General features: G+C 64.5%; 13 protein-coding genes and 1 tRNA gene. 6 read left to right on the top strand and 8 right to left on the bottom strand.

The genetic code is table 11. The features are described 5' to 3' along the window. Nucleotides 1–48: 48 nt before the first annotated feature. Nucleotides 49–747: a TVP38/TMEM64 family protein gene (locus tag ACOQFP_RS16750; RefSeq protein WP_421584950.1), complete on the bottom strand. Its 699-nt coding sequence runs from the start codon at nucleotides 745–747 to the stop codon at nucleotides 49–51. 193 nt (nucleotides 748–940) lie between these two features. On the opposite strand from ACOQFP_RS16750, the gene ACOQFP_RS16745 reads away from it, so the two are divergent. The 3 genes from ACOQFP_RS16745 to meaB are packed head-to-tail and all read left to right on the top strand — an operon-like array spanning nucleotide 941 to nucleotide 6,134. Beyond that, on the top strand, nucleotides 941–2,830 hold the full coding sequence (locus ACOQFP_RS16745) for a methylmalonyl-CoA mutase family protein (protein ID WP_421584949.1): 1,890 nt from the start codon (nucleotides 941–943) through the stop codon (nucleotides 2,828–2,830). Next, entirely contained in the window at nucleotides 2,827–5,097 is a 2,271-nt protein-coding gene (gene scpA, locus ACOQFP_RS16740; protein WP_421584948.1) for a methylmalonyl-CoA mutase, read from the top strand. Before ACOQFP_RS16745 ends, scpA begins: the two co-directional genes overlap by 4 nt. A gap of 2 nt (nucleotides 5,098–5,099) precedes the next feature. Beyond that, complete coding sequence (meaB, locus tag ACOQFP_RS16735) at nucleotides 5,100–6,134, top strand: methylmalonyl Co-A mutase-associated GTPase MeaB (RefSeq protein ID WP_241256333.1); 1,035 nt, start codon at nucleotides 5,100–5,102, stop codon at nucleotides 6,132–6,134. Here meaB and ACOQFP_RS16730 read toward each other — a convergent pair. Both ACOQFP_RS16730 and ACOQFP_RS16725 read right to left on the bottom strand, forming a co-directional pair. Next, nucleotides 6,111–7,175, bottom strand: coding sequence for a nucleoside hydrolase (locus ACOQFP_RS16730; RefSeq protein WP_421584947.1), 1,065 nt, complete (start codon nucleotides 7,173–7,175; stop codon nucleotides 6,111–6,113). The genes meaB and ACOQFP_RS16730 overlap by 24 nt on opposite strands. Continuing rightward, nucleotides 7,172–7,642, bottom strand: a complete 471-nt coding sequence (locus ACOQFP_RS16725; protein WP_206488565.1) for an OsmC family protein — start codon at nucleotides 7,640–7,642, stop codon at nucleotides 7,172–7,174. The genes ACOQFP_RS16730 and ACOQFP_RS16725 overlap by 4 nt, the downstream gene beginning before the upstream one ends. Before the next feature lie 200 nt (nucleotides 7,643–7,842). Here ACOQFP_RS16725 and proP point away from each other — a divergent pair, with 200 nt between their 5' ends. Next, nucleotides 7,843–9,348, top strand: coding sequence for a glycine betaine/L-proline transporter ProP (gene proP / locus ACOQFP_RS16720; RefSeq protein ID WP_206488566.1), 1,506 nt, complete (start codon nucleotides 7,843–7,845; stop codon nucleotides 9,346–9,348). Nucleotides 9,349–9,384: 36 nt separating this feature from the next. Here the strand turns inward: proP and ACOQFP_RS16715 are convergent, their stop codons facing one another. From ACOQFP_RS16715 to ACOQFP_RS16695, 5 genes are all read right to left on the bottom strand, one after another. Next, the gene (locus ACOQFP_RS16715) at nucleotides 9,385–10,686 is read right to left on the bottom strand and encodes a CoA transferase (RefSeq protein WP_421584946.1); all 1,302 of its coding nucleotides are present in this window, start codon (nucleotides 10,684–10,686) and stop codon (nucleotides 9,385–9,387) included. 19 nt (nucleotides 10,687–10,705) lie between these two features. After that, the gene (locus ACOQFP_RS16710) at nucleotides 10,706–11,971 is read right to left on the bottom strand and encodes a saccharopine dehydrogenase family protein (RefSeq protein WP_421584945.1); all 1,266 of its coding nucleotides are present in this window, start codon (nucleotides 11,969–11,971) and stop codon (nucleotides 10,706–10,708) included. 43 nt (nucleotides 11,972–12,014) lie between these two features. Next, the gene (locus tag ACOQFP_RS16705) at nucleotides 12,015–13,511 is read right to left on the bottom strand and encodes a glutamate-cysteine ligase family protein (RefSeq protein WP_421584944.1); all 1,497 of its coding nucleotides are present in this window, start codon (nucleotides 13,509–13,511) and stop codon (nucleotides 12,015–12,017) included. A gap of 129 nt (nucleotides 13,512–13,640) precedes the next feature. After that, nucleotides 13,641–15,101 (bottom strand): SDR family NAD(P)-dependent oxidoreductase, encoded by a 1,461-nt coding sequence (locus ACOQFP_RS16700; RefSeq protein ID WP_341243753.1) that lies wholly within the window; start codon nucleotides 15,099–15,101, stop codon nucleotides 13,641–13,643. 141 nt (nucleotides 15,102–15,242) lie between these two features. Next, a tRNA-Leu gene (locus ACOQFP_RS16695) sits at nucleotides 15,243–15,328 on the bottom strand. Nucleotides 15,329–15,495: 167 nt separating this feature from the next. On the opposite strand from ACOQFP_RS16695, the gene ACOQFP_RS16690 reads away from it, so the two are divergent. Together ACOQFP_RS16690 and ACOQFP_RS16685 are read left to right on the top strand one after the other, a co-directional pair. Then, complete coding sequence (locus tag ACOQFP_RS16690) at nucleotides 15,496–16,866, top strand: M20/M25/M40 family metallo-hydrolase (protein WP_421584943.1); 1,371 nt, start codon at nucleotides 15,496–15,498, stop codon at nucleotides 16,864–16,866. 16 nt (nucleotides 16,867–16,882) lie between these two features. After that, the gene (locus ACOQFP_RS16685; RefSeq protein WP_206488571.1) at nucleotides 16,883–17,410 is read left to right on the top strand and encodes a YbhB/YbcL family Raf kinase inhibitor-like protein; all 528 of its coding nucleotides are present in this window, start codon (nucleotides 16,883–16,885) and stop codon (nucleotides 17,408–17,410) included. Nucleotides 17,411–17,528 lie beyond the last annotated feature (118 nt).

The following is a 17,528-nucleotide window of genomic DNA, read 5'->3' as shown; positions in this document are numbered from 1 at the left end:
TGACAAGGTTAGATCGTTGATACCACTTGGTCAAGCTTCCAGGCTTGATTACTTAGAGTCAAGCTTCTGGACTTGACCAACTCCCTCGGATTCGGACTCGAGGCCCGACTTGCGCGACAGTCGCCAGTCGACGAACAGGCCGGTGAGGCCGATCGCGATGCACACCGCGGACACCACCAACAGTGCTGGATGCGAATTGCCTCCGATGGCTCCGCCGATCAGGACTATCCCGAGAGTGCCCGGCAGCATGCCTGCCGCCGTTGCCGCCGCGAACGGCACAACACGCACCGCCGACACACCGCAGGCATAGTTCACCAACGAGAAGGGCACCGGAGCGATCAGCCGCAGTGAGCCCACAGCGAGCCACCCACGTCGGCGCAGGCTGTCGTCGATCGAGTCCAGGGCCGAGTGCGACATCCGTGCTGCCACTGCTTCCCGACCGATCGCACGGACCAGAAGCAGAGCCACGATCGCGCTGACCGTCGACGCCCCGATGGTCACTGCCAAACCGGTCAGCGGTCCGAACAGGACTCCGGCGCTGAGCGTGAACAAGGTTCTCGGCACCGGCGCGATGGTGACGAGCGCATGGACCGCGCAGAACACGAGCGGGAACGCAGGACCGACGGATATGCCCCATTGGCGAATCTGATCGATACTCGGATGAGGTACCAACACGGCCACGAGGGCGAAGACGATGATCATCACCACCAACGCGAGCAGTCGGAGGTCGCGCAGGTGCCGGGTCACGAGAGGTCAGCGTACCGGCGTGAAGTGACACTCGGTTTCTTCTGGACAGCCGAACCGTGCCACCGCGGACCTCGAACGCTGCGCCGGCAGCACCGAACGTGAGGTGAACCTCACGATAGCCTGCAACGAAGTGGGGTTAGCATCACTTCAAGTCGGGCGCAGTACCACCCGCCGAACCGAGGGAGCAGCACACGTGTCCATCGCGTCGCACGAAGATGCCGCACGCAGCGCCCATGCGGCCTGGCAACGAGCAGTGGCCGGTGTGTTGGCCAAATCGCGCCGGGTCGACACGTCCGAGCTGCCCGCCGATCCCGAACACCTACTCGATTCGACGACCTACGACGCCATCACGGTGTCCCCGCTGTACACCGCGCTCGACGAGCGCCCGGAAGGTCCTCTGCCCGGGCAGTTTCCATTCCTGCGGGGCCGTGACCGGTATCGGGACGTCAACGCGGGTTGGAAGGTGTGCACCCGCCACGGCTCGGTCCGCGGAGACGGCGCCGACGACGCCACGACGCTCAACTCCCAGATACTCGATTCGCTCGCCAACGGCACCAGTGCCCTGTGGTTGACGGTCGGAGCCGGTGGTGTCGATCCGACGGCATTGCCGGAGGTTCTGCAGGGAGTATTCCTCGAGCTCGCGCCGCTGACGATCGACGCGCAGGGCGAGGTGAAGGCCGCAGCGGCAGCGTTGTTCGCAGTACTGGACGCGGCCGACATCGACGATCGCGCCGCTGTGGACATCCGGCTCGGAGTGGACACTCTCACCGCTCGCGTGGGCGAAACCCAGTCGATCGAGATGGCCGACGCACTCGATCTGATCCGCGCCTGCGTCGCCCGAGACGAGTCGGTTCGCGCGATCACCGTCGACGGCACCGTATTTCACAATCTCGGATCCGCTGACGCTCAGGAGCTCGGCGCGTCTATCGCCGCGGGCCTGGAATACCTCCGGTCCATGACGGCTGCCGGAGTGAGTATCACGGAGGCGCTGCGGCAGGTCGAATTTCGATTCGCTGCCAGCGACGACCAGTTCCTGACCATCGCGAAATTCAGGGCCGCACGCATTCTGTGGGCACGCATCGCACAGGTCTGCGGAGCACCGGATGCCGGTGATGCCCCACAGCATGCGGTGACCTCGGAAGCGATGATGTCGCAGCGTGATCCATGGGTGAACATGCTGCGGACCACGCTGGCGGCGTTCGGAGCAGGCGTCGGCGGCGCGGATTCGGTGACGGTCCTGCCGTTCGATGCGGCCCTGGGCGGTGGGGCAGCAGGAGTATCGAAGACATTCGCCGCGCGCATCGCCAGAAACACTCAGTTGTTGCTCCTCGAGGAGGCCCACCTCGGCCGTGTTCTGGATCCGGGTGCGGGGTCCTGGTACATCGAGGATCTCACTGCCTCGGTGGCCGCGAAGGCATGGGAGTTCTTCCAGAGCGTCGAGGCGACGGGCGGATTCAGCGCCGCCGTCGAAAACGGTTCACTCGTGGCGGCGCTCGAGAAGACCCGCGCCGAACGTGATTCCGATGTCGCCCACCGAGTGACCCCCTTGACCGGCGTCAACGAATTTCCGAATCTGGCCGAGGCACCACTGACTCCACAGCAGAGCGCCCCGCAGGGCTCGCGCACGGTCTACCGCTACGGCCGAGCATTCGAAGCTCTCCGCGATCGTTCCGATGCCTTTCTCGCCGAGCACGATTGCCGCCCCACAGTGCTACTGATACCGCTGGGGAGCGTCGCCGAACACAACGTTCGAACCACGTTCGCGTCGAACCTGTTGGCGTCCGGCGGAATCGAGGCCGTGAACCCCGGGCCGTTGACCGTGGACGCCATCGCCGGATCGGTCGAGGCCTCCGGAGCCTCCGTCGCCGTGGTGTGCGGCACCGACACCAGATACACCGAGGAGGCCGCCACAGCCGTGGATGCACTGCGCGCGGCGGGTGTTTCACAGGTACTGCTTGCCGGACCGGAGAAGATCTTCGCCGGCATCGAAGGCGCGTCACGCCCCGATGGCTTCCTGACCGCGAAGGTCGATGCCATCGCCGTGCTGACCGAACTTCTCGACACGCTGGGAGCGAAGAAGTGAGTACCGACGAGAACCGAATTTCGCACACCATCGGCAGCTTCGCCGATGTGCCCCTTGTCGATCCCGACGAGCCGACGCCTCCGCCACCGTCGTCGGAGGACGTCGCTGCCCACGTGGAGCAGGGCGCGAAGGCCAATTTCTACACTCCCGAGCAGGTCGTGTGGACGACGCCGGAGGGCATCGACGTCAAGCCGGTGTTCACCGAGGCCGATCGTGAGGCCGCCGAGGCCGAGGGCTACCCGTTGCACAGCTATCCCGGTGCCCCGCCGTTTCTCCGTGGGCCGTATCCCACGATGTACGTCAACCAGCCGTGGACCATTCGCCAGTACGCCGGATTCTCCACCGCGGCCGAGTCCAATGCGTTCTACCGCCGCAACCTCGCGGCCGGCCAGAAGGGCTTGTCGGTGGCGTTCGACCTGGCCACCCATCGGGGTTACGACTCCGATCACCCGCGAGTACAGGGTGACGTCGGAATGGCCGGAGTGGCCATCGATTCCATCTACGACATGCGTCAGCTGTTCGACGGAATCGACCTCGGCAGTGTCTCGGTGTCGATGACGATGAACGGTGCCGTGCTACCGATTCTTGCGCTGTACGTCGCAGCGGCGGAGGAGCAGGGCGTCGGCCCGGAGAAACTCGCCGGGACCATCCAGAACGACATCCTCAAAGAGTTCATGGTCCGCAACACCTACATCTATCCGCCGAAGCCGTCGATGCGCATCATCTCGGACATCTTCGCGTTCACGAGCGCGAAGATGCCGAAATACAACTCGATCTCCATTTCGGGCTACCACATCCAAGAGGCCGGTGCCACAGCCGATCTCGAACTCGCCTACACCCTCGCGGACGGTGTCGAATACATCCGGGCCGGTCTCGACGCGGGCATGGACATCGATACGTTCGCACCGAGACTGTCGTTCTTCTGGGCCATCGGAATGAACTTCTTCATGGAGGTCGCCAAGCTGCGTGCCGGTCGACTGCTCTGGGCCGAGCTCGTCCAGCAATTCGAACCCACCAGCGCCAAATCGCGTTCGCTGCGGACCCACTCGCAAACCTCGGGTTGGTCGTTGACGGCACAGGATGTGTTCAACAACGTCGCGCGCACGTGCGTGGAAGCCATGGCGGCCACCCAGGGCCACACCCAGTCGCTGCACACCAACGCACTCGACGAGGCCCTCGCTCTGCCGACCGATTTCTCGGCTCGCATCGCCCGCAACACGCAGTTGCTCATCGCACAGGAGTCCAACACCGTCCGTCCGATCGATCCGTGGGGTGGCTCCCACTACGTCGAGTGGCTCACCCACCAGCTCGCGAACCGAGCGCGGGCGCACATTGCCGAGGTCGAGGAAGCGGGAGGGATGGCGCAGGCCATCAGTGAGGGAATTCCGAAGCTGCGCATCGAGGAAGCAGCTGCCCGCACGCAGGCCCGCATCGACTCCGGCCGCCAGCCGCTGGTGGGCGTCAACAAGTACGTGCCCGACGAGCCCGACACCATCGAAGTACTCAAGGTGGAGAACTCGAAGGTGCGCCGCGAGCAGATCGAGAAGCTCGAGCGACTTCGCGCCGAGCGCGACACCGCCGAGGTCGAGGCGGCACTGGCGAATCTGACCAGAGCTGCCGCGTCGGATCAGCCGGGCATGGAGAACAACCTGCTGGCCCTGGCCATCGATGCGGCACGCAAGATGGCCACCGTGGGCGAGATCTCCGAGGCGCTCGAGAAGGTCTACGGGCGCCATCAGGCGGAAATCCGGACAATCAGTGGTGTGTACCGCGACGAGGCAGGCAAGTCCGAGAACATCACCCGCGCGACCGCGCTGGTCGAACAGTTCGCCGAGGACGAGGGCCGCCGGCCCCGTGTGCTGGTGTGCAAGATGGGTCAGGACGGGCACGACCGCGGCCAGAAGGTCATTGCCACCGCATTCGCCGATATCGGCTTCGACGTGGACGTCGGTCCGCTGTTCCAGACGCCGGAGGAGGTGGCCCGTCAGGCCGCCGACAACGACGTCCACGTGGTCGGTGTGTCGTCACTGGCGGCTGGTCACCTGACGCTGGTCCCTGCGCTGCGTCAGGCGTTGGCCGATGTGGGCCGTGAGGACATCATGATCGTCGTGGGCGGCGTCATTCCGCCCGGCGATTTCGACGAGCTCTACGCTGCGGGCGCCGCCGCGATCTTCCCTCCGGGCACGGTCATCGCCGATGCGGCGATCGGGCTGGTGGAGAAACTCTCCGTGTCGCTCGGCCACGCGCCACGCGAGGCCAACGCCTGAACATGGGAGCTCCGAACAAAGGCCTGGGTTCTCCCGACGGTGCGGGGTCCAACCGTGGCCGCAGCATCGACATCGACGCGGTTGCCGAATCGGTCCGAGCGAACGAGCGATCCGGTCTGGCCAGAGCCATCACGCTGGTCGAATCGACACGGTCGGATCATCGGGACCTGGCGCAGCAATTGCTGCTGCGCGTACTGCCGGATGCGGGCGGCTCCCACCGGGTCGGGATCACGGGAGTGCCGGGGGTCGGCAAGTCGACGTTCATCGATGCGCTCGGTATGCGCCTGATCGAGAACGGGCACCGCGTCGCGGTGCTGGCAGTCGACCCGTCGTCGACGCGAACCGGCGGCTCGATTCTGGGTGACAAGACCAGGATGTCACGCCTGGCAGTGCAGGAGAACGCCTACATTCGGCCGTCTCCTACCTCGGGCACTCTCGGCGGAGTGGCCCGGGCGACCCGAGAGACGATCGTCCTGCTCGAAGCCGCCGGTTTCGACGTCATTCTCGTCGAGACGGTTGGCGTCGGTCAGTCCGAGGTCACCGTGGCCAACATGGTGGACTGCTTCACGTTCCTCACCCTTGCACGTACCGGAGATCAGTTGCAGGGCATCAAGAAAGGCGTTCTGGAACTCGCGGATCTGGTAGCGGTCAACAAGGCAGACGGCAAACACGCGACCGATGCGAAGAACGCAGCGCGGGAGTTGGCGGGTGCTCTGCGACTGATCTATCCACACGACGCGGTCTGGAAGCCGCCCGTATTGACGATGAGTGCCATCGAGGGCACCGGACTCGACGAGTACTGGGATACTGTGCTGCGGCACCGGCAAGTGCTCACCGACGCAGGGGAATTCGCGGAGAAGCGTCGCAGGCAGCAGGTCGATTGGACCTGGACGATGGTCAATGATCAACTGCTGCGTCGGCTGGCCCGGAATCCATCGGTCGAGGCAATTCGCGGCGACGTCGAATCCCGTGTGCGCGACGGTTCCTTGACCGCCGCGCTTGCGGCCCAGCAGTTACTCGACGCGTTCGATTCCTGAGTCTCGTGCTGCGGGATACAGCCGTGCTGCGAGCGCTCCGACCCGTTCGATCAGCTCGTCGAAGAATGCCTGCGGATCGGTGTGGGTTGCGATCGCGGCATTGGGCTCCTTACCCCACATGCCGCGCCAGTCCGCGACTGTCGTTCCGCGCGTGAGGGTTCCGGTGAGTTCGACATCGACGGTGGCATGTCGATAGGTGGCGATGCCGGGTTCCACGGCAACTGCGGCCGCAAACGGATCGTGCATGTGCGCCAAGAATCCCTGATCGTGATCGCGATGGAATTCCATGTAGAACCGCACTGCATCGGAGAAGTGCCGCACGATCGGATTCGGTGCGGTCGATCGAACGTGCGGCGCGTCGGCCGGCGAGATGACCTCCGGCACCGGGCTTCCGGCGCGTACGGCAAGTCGTCGGATGTGTTCGGGAGTCATCTCGATGGTTTCGGTGATGTCGAGCGCACACACGATCGGTCGTCGTTCCGGCGGCAGTCCGGAAAAGGCGGCGAACACCTCGGCGGCAGCCTCGGGGTCGACGGCAATGTTCCATTCGCTCGTCGGCGTGGTGTTGCCCTGGTGCTGGAACGCCCCGCCCATCAGCACCAACCGATTCAGCAGTCGAGGCAGTTCGGGATCACGGCGAATCGCCAGTGCGAGATTGGTCAGCGGCCCGGTGACGAGGCCGGTGATCTCGCCCGGTCGTGAACGCACCAGTTCGATCCACATCCTCGTGGCGTCTCGCGAGGACAGTGAACGCTGTGAGACCGGCAGTTCGGCGTAGCCGATGCCCTGCGGTCCGTGAGTGTCTTCGGTGGTCATCAGTGGTGCCACCAACGGAACTTGTGCGCCGAGTGCGACTTCGATGTCGTCCGCTCGGCACAGATCCAGCCAGGCCAGGTTGTTCGCGGCAACCTGATTCACCGGCACGTTTCCGGCGGTGGAGGCGATTCCGAGTATCTCCGCGTCTTCGGTCGCGAGCAGGTAGAGCAGCGCGAGCGAGTCGTCGATGCCGGTGTCGACGTCGACGATCAAGGGGGTGTTCACGACGCTACTTCGGTGGTCGGGACGTGCCGGACCGGGAAATTGACCGATCGTGCGATGAAGCACTTGGCCGACGCGGCAGCGTGCAGTTCCTCGGCGCGGTGGGTCATCGACGGATCGGCGATCGTGACGGTCGGGGCGAGCGTGACCTCGACGAACTGCCCGGATCCGTCGGATTGCTCGGTCATCACACCGGTGGGGGAGTCGACGTAGTCGGTGACGGTCACGCCGGAGGCCGCGGCAAGTCCGAGGTACCACAGCATGTGACAGCTCGACAGTGACGCCACGAGCAGCTCTTCCGGATTCCACCGTTGCGGATCGCCGCGAAAGCTCGGATCGGAACTCGCGTGGAGATCCGGTTTGCCTGGAGCAGTCACGAGGTGATCGCGGTCGTAGGTCGTGAGGCCGGACGTTCCTTCGCCGCGGTTGCCCGTCCAGTGCACAGTCAGCCCGTAGTTGTGGTTCGGCACAGGCCCATACTGCCAGCTCCGAGCTGAACGGGTCCGCTGCGGCCCAGCCGTGTATGTCCGCATTGACTCAATTGCCCCAATTGTCAACGTGCTGTGGCATATTCGTCGATCGGTAACTCGCCTGGGCCGATGCTGCCCGAGTGTCGCGGACTTGCCGGCGGGCATTGTGATCGTGTCGTTTTACTGGCTAACGTTGATGAATGACGGTAGCGCAAGGACCTGACACAGCCCCACCCCGGAAGCGGTGGGGACGGCGACACGTCCAGCATCTTCGGCGCAACGCGTTCTCCGAGCGCATGCGGCACAAGCCTGCACTGTCAGAGGAGAGCATCACCGTCGTAGATCAGCCGATGCTCAAGCGTGCTGTGTCGGCCGCCGCCCTCGGCAACACGATGGAGTGGTTCGACTTCGGCGTCTACGGCTATTTGGCAGCAACTCTGGGCAAGGTGTTCTATCCCGATGCCACCCCTGCGGTCCAGCTGATTTCGACGTTCGCAACGTTTGCCGCGGCATTCGTGGTGCGGCCGCTCGGCGGGCTGTTCTTCGGACCGTTGGGGGACCGGATCGGTCGGCAGAAGGTTCTCGCCGCCACGATGATCATGATGTCGATCGGCACCCTTGCCGTCGGGCTCATCCCCAGCTATGCCAGCATCGGGATCTGGGCACCGATCCTGCTCCTCGTCGCACGATTGGTTCAAGGGTTCTCCACCGGCGGCGAGTACGGCGGTGCAACGACATTCATCGCCGAGTATTCACCGGACAAGCGGCGTGGATTTCTCGGTAGCTGGCTCGATTTCGGGACCTTCGTCGGATACGCCATGGGATCCGGCTTGGTGACGATACTCAACGCCGTCCTGGGGGACTCCACGATGGTCGAATGGGGCTGGCGCATACCGTTCTTCGTTGCCGGGCCGATGGGCATCGTCGGCCTGTACCTGCGGCTGAAACTCGAGGACACCCCTGCGTTCCGCAAGCAACTCGACGAGCACGACAGCAAGGTCAAGGCGCAGGAGAGTGGCCGGAAATCGATCGGGAAGATCTTCACCGATCACTGGCGGGCTCTGCTGATCTGCATGGGAATCGTTTTGTTGTACAACGTGACCAACTACATGGTGACCTCGTACCTGCCGACGTACTTCACCGAGGTGATCGGACGCAGTCAACTCAGTGCCGATCTGCTGGTGCTCTCGGCGATGATCGTGGTGGTGTCCATCATCGTCTTCGTGGGCAGGCTCACCGACAGAATAGGCCGCAAGCCGGTGTTCGTGTTCGGGGCCGTCGGCCAGATAGTTCTGGCCGTGCCCTGCTTCCTGCTGTTACGTGGAAGTGGGTGGGTCGGCCCACTGGTTGCCTGCCTGGTGCTCGGCATCGTCCTGGCGTGCTTTGCCGCCCCGAGCGCGTCCACGCTGCCGGCGTTGTTCCCCACCCGGATTCGCTACGCAGCGCTCTCGATCGGATTCAATCTGTCGGTCTCGATCTTCGGTGGAACGACTCCGCTGGTGACCTCTGCTCTGGTCAGCGCAACCGGTAGCGCGATGGTTCCCGCGTACTATCTCATCGTCAGCGGCGTCGTCGGTCTCATCGCACTCGGATTCCTGCGTGAGTCCGCCACCCAACCTCTCGACGGGTCGCCACCCCAAGTGGATTCGGCCACGGAAGCAGCCGAGCTCTACAGCGAGGTATCGGCGGTCACCGCCCGCCCGTGATTCGCCGGGACCACCCCGCACCGAGGCTGCTTCACCTCACAACCAGGTTGCCTCGTCGGCTCCCCAAGGGCGTGCCGGAAACGGGTAGTCGGGATAGTCGTCGAACACCGGCCTCGCCGCAGTGATACGTCCGTTGGTCACGACGCAGTCCGGCGGCGGCGTTCGACGCGGACCGTGATGTCGTTCTCGCCCGGGTAGTTGGAGAAGCCATGCTGCTGTTCGGGCCAACGACACCTCGATCGAGGCGCTCGACCCTGTCCCGCTCGCACGGTCGGCCAGTTCGCCGACGATTCCGGCGGCAACGAGGTACCCGCTCGCATGGTCGAGCGCCTGAGCCGGGAGTCGCCCGAGTTCTCCGCCGCTGCCTTCGAGCACCGCAATGCCGGAAGCGGCTTGAACGAGGCTGTCGAAACCCCGCCGCCCGGACCACGGCCCGTGAGTACCCCAGGCGCTCACCCGCCCGTGCACGACGTCCGCTCGGTGCTCGAGGCCGAAACGTTCGAGTGCGCCCGGTCGGTACCCGGTCACCAGAACGTCCGCGGAGTCGAGCAATCGCTGGACGCGCGCACATCCGTCGCGGGTATCCAGATCCACCGAGGCCGAACGTTTGCCCTGCCCGTTCTCCAGGTGCTGCCACTCGATTTCGGGACGGTGCGGCGAATCGATGCGCAGCACCTCGGCACCGAACAGTGCCAGCGCACGGGTGGCCACCGGGCCGGCGATCACCCGCGTGAGATCGAGTACGCGGACTCCTGCCAGCGGAGCGGCGGCAGTGCAGCCCCGGAACTCGGGCATGCGGTAGCCGGCCGTGTCGGTGGCGTCTGTGCGCGAGATCAACGGTCCGAGGCGTGCCGCTGCACCGGCCGGGTGCGCGCGCCACTGCTCCTCCGTTCGAACCTGCACCGCAAGGGCGCCGTGCCGAGCACCTGCCCGTTCGAGTTCGGCACCGGTCATTCCCGCCACTCGGTCGGCGAATCGATCTGCGCCGCAGTCGATATCGAGTCCGACAGCATCGAGCAGCGCCGTTCGGTGATGGGGATAGTTCGCGTGTGTTCGGACCCAGCCATCGGACACCGGGAAGAAACCGGACAGATCGGCGAACGGCTGCACCGGTGCACCGCCGATCCGCAGCACCGAGTCGCCCATGAACGAGGCGGCTATCCGATCGGGTGACGCACTCGGTGCAGCTTCGCGCGTGTCCGTTCCGCCGGCCGGACGAAGACCGAGAGCAGTGCGCATTCTGCCTAATTCGGCCGCGAGGGCTCCGACCGACTCCGCCGCGACACGGCCCACCGGCAGGGTCGCGGCGAGTAGATCAGCGCCCGGTCGATGCTTCATGACCACTACTGACTGCGGGTCAGTTGCGCTTGGCCCAGATCTCCATCCCGGCCGCATTCAGGCGATCGATGAGCACGTCTCCGATCGCCGTGGCCGGCGTGAGAACACCGCTCGCTTTCGGTAGAGCATCGCCTCCGAACACCAGCGCCAATGCCGACTCCGCGAGCATGACTGCCGTCGCCTTGTACCCGGGATCGCCCGAGGCCTTGACGCGGGCTCGGTAGCGGGCACCAGAGGTGGTGAGGGTGTACAGGTCGACGGTGAAATGCCCCTTCTCACGGACTTTTTCGCTGGGTCCGGTGCCTGGCTTTGGGAGAACGCGGTCCAGTATCTTTCCCGGCAGAACCGTCATGGCGGACACGCCGACGAACAGTCCGACCGACAACGCACCGGCGAGAAGGGGACTGGCGAAAGACGATCCGACGCTCATCACTTCGCTGTAGCGAAACTGCTTCCCGTAGGCCCAATCGCGAAGGGCGTTGCTGCGCCGCACCACGCGTGTGTTGTACGAGGCCATCACGAAGGGCGCTTTCCAGCCGCGCACACTCGGGTCGATTTTCTTACCGTCGATCAGCACGGTGTCGAGTTGACGACCGAGCTGTGGCTCGAGTCCACGATCCGGGCTGAGCGAGTACGGCCGAGCGGCGATGCGCCGGGCCTGTTTGTTCTTCTTCATCGCTTCGATCTGCCCGCGCAGGGAGTCGATGGTGCCGCCGCTGACCCCGCCGGACATCGAGGTGACCACCAGAGTCGTGTCGGTCAGTTCGCCGGCGTTGTCTGCGGTGACAGCCTCGTACAGCGCATGTACGCCGATGTCGGACGGGACGGAATCGAATCCACACGAGTGGACGATGCGGGCACCGGTGCGTTGTGCGATCTCGTGGTTGGCGTCGATGCTCGCGCGCGCGAACAGGACCTCGCCGGTCAGATCGACGTAGTCCGTCCCAGCCTCGGCACAGGCGGTGGCCAGCGCCAACCCGTACTTCGCGTACGGGCCGACCGTCGTGATGACCACACGCGTCGAGCGGGCCATGGCTTCGACGGACGTGATGTCGGTGGCGTCGGCCTCGATCACGGACCACTGTGCGGCCTTCGGGCCGAGTTCTTTCTGCGTGGCCTGTACCCGAGCGGTCGAGCGTCCGGCCAGCGCGATGCGTGTCTCGGCCGGAGCGTGCTCGGCGAGGTACTTCGCAGTCAGTCGTCCGACGAAGCCGGTGACACCGTAGACGACGATGTCGTAGGTGCGATCGGGGCCGGTGGTCGAGTCCGAAGCAGGCGAATTCATAACAGCGACACTAACGCGGTTACCGAGGTGAGTCGACGTGCCCTCAATTGCTCCAGCTGTGCACCGGCTCTCCGGAGTTCATCAGCGTGACGTAATCGCCCAACATCCCGGCCAGAGCCCGATCACGCTTCTCGCCTGCGCGTTCCCGGGCGACCACTGCATTTCTCTGCCAGACCGAGCCGGACTGTTTGGCCAGGCACCGGGCTTCGATCACGCCGAGATACCGGGCGCGGACATTCGCATCCACGCCGTAGGCGGTCAACCCGGCGTCGGCCATCGGTAGCAGCCGACGCAACACCAGCTCCTGCGGGCTCACCCAGCCGACCTCGGGCCAGTACAGCATCGAATCGAAACCGCCCCGCGCTGCCGAATGGACGTTCTCCTCGGCAGCGTCGAAGGACATCTGGGACCACAGCGGTCGGTCGGCATCGGCCAACGCGCGCACCGTCCCGTAATAGAACGCAGCATCGGCGAGCGTATCGACCACCGATGGTCCGGCCGGCAGTACGCGGTTCTCGAGCCGGATGTGGTGGCCGTCGCCCGATCGGTCGTAGATCGGCCGGTTCCATCGATACACGGTTCCGTTGTGCATGCGCAGCTCGGACAGCGACGGCGTCTTTCCCTCGGCGAGAGCGGCCTTGGGGTCCTCGTCGTTGCAGACGGGAAGCAGGGCAGGGAAGTAGCGCGAGTTCTCCTCGAACAGATCGAAGATCGACGTGATCCATCGCTCGCCGAACCACACCCGCGGCCGAACACCCTGGTTCTTGAGCTCCTGGGGGCGGGTATCGGTGGCCTGCTCGAACAGTGGAATGCGCGTTTCGTGCCATAGTGCGCGTCCGGCGAAAAACGGTGAATTTGCGGCCAGTGCCACCTGCACACCCGAGAGTGCCTGTGCCGCATTCCAATACGACGCGAACTCATCCGGGGCAACCTGCAGGTGCAACTGCACCGACGTGCACGCGGCCTCGGGGAGGATGGTGTCGGTGACGATGTCGAGGTCTTCGGTGTCGCCGGAACCGGGGAGCCGAACGCCGCCGATCTTCAGCTCGATGTCCTCGCCTCGCGCGGCGAAGATCTGTTGATTGAGCAGGTCGTATCGCGGATTCGCCGAGAGCCATCGATGCTCGAAGTGCTCCTCGTCCAGCGTCGGAAGCATTCCGATCATGGCAAGGTGGCTGCCCGAGGTACGCGCACGTTCGTCGGCCGCATTCAGCGACCGCCGCAGATCCGTCTCGAGCTGGGCGATGGATTCGCCTCGCAACGGCCGCGGTTCGACATTGATCTCGATGTTGAACTGGCCCAGTTCTGTCTGATAATCGGGATCGGCAATGGCGTCGAGCACCTCGGCATTGGCCATCGACGGTGCCATGTCGTCGTCGACGAGATTGAGCTCGATCTCCATGCCGATCTGAGGTTCCCCGACGTGAAAAGTCTCGTCGGCCAGCATCATCGCCAGGGCGTCGAGACAGTCCTGCACTTTCTGGCGAAATTCGTGCCTGTCCTGCCGGGTGAATTTACGACGCTCGACGTCCTCGCCCATGGTGACCGCCTATCGGTGCGTCTGAAGGGCCGCCCGCTCACGCAAGACGGCTTCGGCTTCCCGAGTATCGCAGCCTGCGTTCATCCGGGGGCGACCCGGGCGAAATCATCTTCCCGGCGCGCGTCGGGTTCACCACGGGGACGGTCGATAGTCCTTGAGAAAGGCACCGTACAGATCTGTTCCGAGTTCTCCTTGCACGATCGGGTCGTAGACCCGAGCCGCCCCGTCCACCAGGTCGAGGGGGGCGTGGAATCCCTCGTCGGCCAGACGCATCTTGGTCGGATGCGGGCGTTCGTCGGTGATCCAGCCGGTGTCGACGGCAGTCATCAGAATTCCGCTGTCCAGCATTTCCTTCGCACTGGTTCGTGTGAGCATGTTCAGTGCGGCCTTGGCCATGTTGGTGTGTGGATGTCCTGGCCCCTTGTACGCGCGGCCGAACTGGCCTTCCATCGCCGAGACATTGACAACGTATTTGCGCCGAGCGTTCGAGGCCTCCATCGCCGGGCGAAGACGCGAGACGAGGATGAACGGAGCAACGGAATTGCACAGTTGTACCTCGAGCAGTTCGACCGGATCGACCTGCTCGACGGTGTGGATCCAGCTGTTCGTCTCGGCAAGATCGGGTACCAGACCGCCTGCGTCGATCGCGAGGCCGCTCTCGATTCTCTCGGCGGTGACCGAACCCGCGACCATGGCGAGCGAGGCCACGTCCTGAGCGCTGAGTGCGGCGGCAGGTTGCCCGCCCAAGGCAGTGGTCGGTAGGGAGCTCGCCAAGGATGCCGGGTGGGCATCGCTGGTCTTGCCGAAGGTGATGCGTTCGGGGCCCGACCCTTCCGTCAGGGCGGCGGGGAGGGGTTCGGCCTCGGCGTCGGCCAGTGCACTGTAGGAGCCGGGGGAGCGCTTGACCGTTTGCGCGGCGTTGTTGATCAGAATGTCGAGCGGACCCTCGGCTGCGACCGAATCTGCCAGCGCCACGACCTGAGCCGGATCCCGCAGATCGATTCCGACAACACGCAGTCGATGCAGCCACTGATCGCTGTCGTCCATGGCGGCGAATCGCCGTACCGCATCGTTGGGGAATCGGGTGGTGATCGTCGTGTGGGCACCGTCGCGGAGCAGTCGAAGTGCGATGTACATCCCGATCTTCGCGCGACCTCCCGTCAGTAGGGCGCGTCGGCCCGACAAGTCGGTGCGAGCATTGCGCTTACCGCGGTTGAGCGCGGCGCACTGCGGGCACAGCTGGTGATAGAACGCGTCCACATCGGTGTACCGCTGCTTGCAGATGTAGCAGGGGCGAGCCTTGATCAGTGTGCCTGCGATCTCGCCCTCGGCGCGAGAGGTCAGCGACAACCCCGCCGTCTCGTCGTCGATCCGGTCCGGTGAACCCGTTGCGGTCGCAGCCACGACGGCACGGTCGGCGGCGTTGACGGCATTGCGCGCGGCGATGCGTCGAGCACGCTTGAGATCTTTGAACATGGCACCGGAGGCGCGCTGAACGGCGATCGAATCAGGGTGATTCTTGTCCAGTTCCGCGGCCTGCTTCAGTACCCGAAGGCACGTTTCGAGCTCGGTGGGGTCGATCGAGTCCATCGTCAGTCTCCTAGCATCGGCCCGGTCGAGCCGTCGAAGCGAACCAACGAAAAAGACCCCGATTCCGAAGAATCAGGGTCCGTTTCGTCTGTCTCAACTCAGATCCGTGAAAATCTTTGTCTGTCAGTAACTTTCAGACGGTGTCCGAGGGGGGACTTGAACCCCCACGTCCGTTAATAGGACACTAGCACCTCAAGCTAGCGCGTCTGCCATTCCGCCACTCGGACAAGTGCAACTACTGTCGCGTGTTCTGTTCCCGCACTCACAGCCGGCCGCTGTGCGCTGCGTAAGATTATCCGACGGGTTCACGATAACCCAAATCCCCACGTCAGTTGATGCGCGAGGCCTTCGCCGAGTAGTGCCGGCGGCCGATTCGGATGGTAGGAACAAGGGTGTGCCCAACGATGTGAGCAACCCCGGAAACAGCACCGAGCCGAACCCAACGGTCGCTCTCGACGAAGTCGTCGACCTGGTCAGTTCCCTCATCCGGTTCGACACCTCCAACACCGGAGAACTCGACACCACGGTCGGTGAGAAGGAATGTGCCGAGTGGGTGGCCGGAAAACTCGAGGAGGTCGGTTACGAGACCGAGTACGTCGAGTCCGGCGCACCCGGTCGAGGCAATGTCTTCGCCTGGTTGCGCGGTGCCGACCCCGCCCGAGGCGCTCTGCTTGTGCACGGACACCTCGATGTCGTCCCCGCCGAACCCGCCGACTGGAGTGTGCATCCTTTCTCCGGTGCCGTCGAGGACGGATACGTGTGGGGCCGCGGCGCGGTCGACATGAAAGACATGGTGGGCATGGCGCTGGCGCTGGCTCGGCAGTTCAAGTCGAACGGAACCGTCCCACCTCGCGACATCCTGTTCGCGTTCCTCGCCGACGAGGAGGCAGGCGGTAAGTACGGATCGCACTGGTTGGTCGAGAACCGACCCGATCTGTTCGAGGGCGTCACCGAGGCGGTTGGCGAGGTGGGCGGATTCTCGCTGACCGTTGCGCGCCCGGACGGCTCCGAAAAGCGCCTCTACATGGTCGAGACGGCGGAGAAGAGCCTGGCCTGGATGCGGCTCACGGCGAAGGCGCGAGCAGGGCATGGGTCGTTTCTGCACGAGGACAACGCCGTGACCTACCTGGCGGAGGCCGTCGCAAGGCTCGGCAATCACACGTTCCCGTTGGTCCTCACCGAGTCCGTATCGCAGTTCCTGCACGCGGTATCCGAGGAGTCGGGCCTCGACTTCGACCCGGAGTCGCCGGACATCGACGGCACCCTGCTCAAGCTCGGAAGCATCGCCCGCATCGTCGGAGCGACCCTACGAGACACAGCGAACCCCACGATGCTCTCCGCCGGCTACAAGGCCAACGTGATCCCGCAGACGGCCACTGCGGTGGTGGATTGCCGGGTGCTGCCCGGGAGACAGGCAGCATTCGAGAAGGAGGTCGACGAGTTGATCGGCCCCGATGTCGAGCGGGAGTGGATCACGAAACTCGAGCCGTACGAAACCACCTTCGACGGAGATCTCGTCGACGCGATGAACGAGGCCGTCCTGGCGCACGATCCGAACGGTCGAACCGTTCCCTACATGCTGTCCGGAGGAACCGATGCGAAAGCGTTCGCCCGCATCGGTATTCGCTGCTTCGGTTTCGCTCCGCTGAAGCTCCCGCCGGAGCTCGATTTCGCGGCGTTGTTTCACGGCATCGACGAACGAGTACCCGTGGAGTCGTTGGAGTTCGGTACACAGGTACTGGAACACTTCTTGATGCACAGCTGAGACGAAAGGAAACACTGTGGCGTACAACCCATACGACTCGCTTCCGGATCTACCATCCTTCGAGCTGACGTCCGAGGACGTCGAGGACGGCAAGGCTCTGGCCACTGCGCAGGCCAGCGGGATCATGGGAGCCGGTGGTCACGACACCTCTCCGCAGCTGTCCTGGTCGGGATTTCCCGAGGGCACCAAGAGCTTCGCTGTCACCGTCTACGACCCGGACGCACCGACGGCATCGGGGTTCTGGCACTGGGCTGTGGCGAACATCCCGGTGGAGACGACCTCGCTGGTCTCGGGCGCAGGTGACGACGGCGGTACCGGTGTTCCCAGTACCGCGGTGACGCTGAAGAACGACGCGGGCCTGTTCCGCTACATCGGTGCCGCTCCGCCGGAAGGTCATGGACCGCACCGGTACTTCATCGTGGTTCACGCCGTGGACGTCGAACGTCTCGAAGTGGACGAGACGGCCACTCCCGCGTACCTCGGCTTCAATCTGTTCTCGCATGCCATCGGTCGTGCGGTGATCACGGGCACCTACGAAGCCTGACCCACCCCTGTCGTGCGCCTTTTGCGTACCTCTGGATACGCAAAAGGCGCTCGACTGGGGTGGGTCAGGCTTCCTAGGTGCCCGTGATCTCCGCACGACCGATGGCATGCGAGAACTG

The organism is Rhodococcus sp. MALMAid1271, assembly GCF_049195265.1.
Classification (GTDB): Bacteria; Actinomycetota; Actinomycetes; order Mycobacteriales; family Mycobacteriaceae; genus Rhodococcoides.
The sequence above is the reverse complement of the archived record's forward strand: the minus strand, read 5'-3'. Positions and strand labels throughout refer to the sequence as shown.

Bases quoted from the DNA above. Each gene is read 5' to 3' on its own strand.
- meaB (WP_241256333.1), top strand. From the start codon at position 5,100: ATGGGAGCTCCGAACAAAGGCCTGGGTTCTCCCGACGGTGCGGGGTCC.
- proP (WP_206488566.1), top strand. From the start codon at position 7,843: ATGACGGTAGCGCAAGGACCTGACACAGCCCCACCCCGGAAGCGGTGG.
- ACOQFP_RS16715 (WP_421584946.1), bottom strand. From the start codon at position 10,686: ATGAAGCATCGACCGGGCGCTGATCTACTCGCCGCGACCCTGCCGGTG.
- ACOQFP_RS16710 (WP_421584945.1), bottom strand. From the start codon at position 11,971: ATGAATTCGCCTGCTTCGGACTCGACCACCGGCCCCGATCGCACCTAC.
- ACOQFP_RS16705 (WP_421584944.1), bottom strand. From the start codon at position 13,511: ATGGGCGAGGACGTCGAGCGTCGTAAATTCACCCGGCAGGACAGGCAC.
- ACOQFP_RS16700 (WP_341243753.1), bottom strand. From the start codon at position 15,101: ATGGACTCGATCGACCCCACCGAGCTCGAAACGTGCCTTCGGGTACTG.